The sequence below is a fragment of the Bradyrhizobium sp. genome (assembly GCF_017881085.1).
In the GTDB taxonomy this organism is placed as follows: Bacteria; Pseudomonadota; Alphaproteobacteria; order Rhizobiales; family Xanthobacteraceae; genus Bradyrhizobium.
The window spans coordinates 1-2,928 of record NZ_JADGRI010000471.1; the positions used below are offsets into that span (position 1 = coordinate 1).

General features: G+C 62.5%; 2 protein-coding genes. Both read right to left on the reverse strand.

The window, feature by feature from the left end:
- Window positions 1–211 precede the first annotated feature (211 nt).
- Window positions 212–994, reverse strand: a complete 783-nt coding sequence (locus QZ213_RS26780; protein ID WP_291689063.1) for a class II aldolase/adducin family protein — start codon at window positions 992–994, stop codon at window positions 212–214.
- A 181-nt stretch (window positions 995–1,175) separates the two neighbouring features.
- Complete coding sequence (locus QZ213_RS26785; protein ID WP_291689064.1) at window positions 1,176–2,813, reverse strand: lysine--tRNA ligase; 1,638 nt, start codon at window positions 2,811–2,813, stop codon at window positions 1,176–1,178.
- Between the last annotated feature and the right edge of the window lie 115 nt (window positions 2,814–2,928).

Sequence of the window (2,928 nt, forward strand, 5' to 3'; positions counted from 1 at the left end):
TCGAGTGGATCGCGCGGATCGTGTGGGCGAGCCAGTAGCCCTTCTTCCCCTCTCCCCTTGTGGGAGAGGGTGGCACGGACGCGCGACGCGCGTTCGTGACGGGTGATGGGTTTCTCTCCGCGGATGCAGACCCCTCATCCGTCCACGATACTTCGTATCGCGGACACCTTCTCCCACAAGGGGAGAAGGAAGAAGGTGCGTATTCTCTTGCCTACGACGTGTAGTCGGGTTCCTTCCGGTCGAGGATGCGCTTCAGGGCATCGAAATGCCGCTGCGCCGGGCTGGGCCCCTTGTAGAGGCTGGCCCCGCCGATATCCCGCTTGGTCTTCTCGACCACGGCGTCTGGAAGCTTCTTCAGAGGCTGCCCGGTCCACATCGCGTAGATCTGAACCTGCGCCGCGCGCTCGATGTAATAGAGCCGGTCATAGGCGTCGGCGACGGTTTCGCCGACCGTGGAGATGCCGTGATTGGCCATGAACAACACCGTCTTGTCGCCGATCACCCCGGCGAGGCGGGCGCCTTCGGCCGGATCGAGCGCCGGACCGGTGTATTCGTCGTCATACGCAATCTCGCCGGACATCCCGACTTCGGTCTGGCCGATCTCCTTGATGCGCGGATCTTCCAGACGCGTGAGCGCGCTGGCATAGGGCATGTGGGTATGGAACACCGCCTTGGCCTGCGGCAGCGCCTTGTGGATCGGCGCATGAATGCAGTAGCAGGAACGTTCCACCTCGCCCTCGCCTCGCTTGACCTTGCCGTCGTCGATACCGACTTCCATGAAGGAAGAGGCCGTGACCTCGGACCAGTGCATCCCGAACGGGATCTGGTAGTAGCGGTCGCTGCGGCCCGGCACCACGAAGGTCAGATGGTTGAAGATGCCTTCGCTGAAGCCCTGGTTGAAGGCCAGCCGGTGCGCGGCCGCGAGGTCGACCCGCGCCTGCCATTCCTCGGCGCTGTACTCGCCAAGCGTTTTCGGCGAAACCCTGAACTGCATGAGCATCTCCCCGTGTTGTCTGCCCCTCGGCGGAGGCCAGGATCGTTCTTATACCTCTATTGTAGCGCAATTTCAGACGGCCGTCATTGCCGGCACCTGCGCGTGACGAGCATTGCTCATCCGCAGCGGTACGCTTTTCCCCTCTCCCCTTGTGGGAGAAGGGAACTGATCGCAACGACCTCTAAGCCGATCGCGCCAGCGCGCCGTCGATCATCGCCACTGCGTTCGCGAGACCGTACACCGCGACGAAGGAGCCGAAGCGCGGGCCTTTTTCCTGACCCAACAGCACCTGGTAGAGCATGTTGAACCAGTCGAGCGAGACGCCCGGCTTGCCGTCCTTTGCCTTTTTCGTATCGAGGAACGGCTCGCGCCGGCCGATTTCGTAGACCACGTTCTGGATATCTTCAGCCGAGGCGTCTGCCGGCAGCTGCGACAGCGCATCGCGCAGGTCCTGCAGCGCGGCGCGTTCGACGTCGGTCGGCTGGCGGAACTGCTTGGTCGGCGCCACGAAGTCCCGATAATAGTTGATGGCGTAGCCGACCATCGCATCGAGCTTGGGATGGGTCTGCGGCGTGACGCCCGGACGGTAGCGCCCGATAAAACCCCAGAGCGTCGCGGCGTTCTCCGCGTTCGACGACGACACCAGCGTCAGCAGGAGCTGGAAGGTGACGGGCATGTCCGCCTTGGGCGGATGGCCGGCATGGATGTGCCAAACCGGATTGGCGAGCTGCTGCCTGGCGTCCTGCCGTGGATACCCTTCGAGGAATTGCTGGTAGTCGTCGACATTGCGCGGGATCACGTCGAAATACAGCCGCTTCGCCGACTTCGGCTCGCGGTACATGAACAGCGACAACGATTCCGGCGACGCATAGCGCAGCCACTCGTCGATGGTGAGCCCGTTGCCCTTCGACTTCGAAATCTTCTGGCCCTTTTCGTCGAGAAACAGTTCGTAGTTGAAGCCCTCGGGCGGCAGACCGTCGAGCGCCGCGCAGATCTTGCCCGACAACTTGACGGAGTCGATCAGGTCCTTGCCGGCCATTTCATAGTCGACGCCAAGCGCTGCCCAGCGCATCGCCCAGTCCGGCTTCCATTGCAGCTTGCAGTGTCCGCCGGTGACCGGAAGCGTCACGCGATCTTTGGTCTCGGGATCGTCATAGGAGATCGTGCCGGCCTTCACGTCGTGTTCCGATATCGGCACATAGAGCACCGCGCCGGTGCGCGGGCAGATCGGCAGGAACGGCGAATAGCTCGCCGCGCGCTCCTCGCGCAAGCTCGGCAGCATGATCGCCATCACCTTGTCGATGCGCTCAAGCATCATCAGTAGCGTCGCGTCAAATCTTCCCGACTTGTAGTATTGGGTCGAGCTAGCGAACTCGTAATCGAATTCGAACGTATCGAGAAAGGCGCGCAGCCGCGCATTGTTGTGCGCGCCGAAGCTCGGATGGGTGCCGAACGGATCCGGCACTGTGGTCAGCGGCTTGCCGAGATGTTTTTCCAGCATCTCCTTGTTCGGCACGTTGTCCGGCACCTTGCGCAGGCCGTCCATGTCGTCGGAGAACGCCAGCAGCCGCGTCTTGATCTTGTCATCGGTCAGCACGCGGAACGCGTGCCGCACCATGGTGGTGCGCGCGACCTCGCCGAAGGTGCCGATATGCGGCAGTCCCGACGGTCCGTAGCCGGTCTCGAACAGCACCTCGTCCTTCGGCTTCTTCTTCAGCCGTGCGACGATCGCCTTCGCCTGTTCGAACGGCCAGGCGTTGGATTGTTCGGCGAGCGAGCGCAGATCGCTCGGACTGGGGGCAAGATCGAGTGTGGACATCTAACGGGGGTCTCCGAATGCTGGTAGTATAGCCGTCATTCCGGGGCGATGCGAAGCATCGAACCCGGAATCTCGAGATTCCGGGTCTGGTGCTAACGCACCATCCCGGAATGAC

What these genes read in the sequence shown, in the direction of transcription:
- QZ213_RS26780 (WP_291689063.1), bottom strand. Translation starts at nt 994, where the DNA reads ATGCAGTTCAGGGTTTCGCCGAAAACGCTTGGCGAGTACAGCGCCGAG.
- QZ213_RS26785 (WP_291689064.1), bottom strand. Translation starts at nt 2,813, where the DNA reads ATGTCCACACTCGATCTTGCCCCCAGTCCGAGCGATCTGCGCTCGCTC.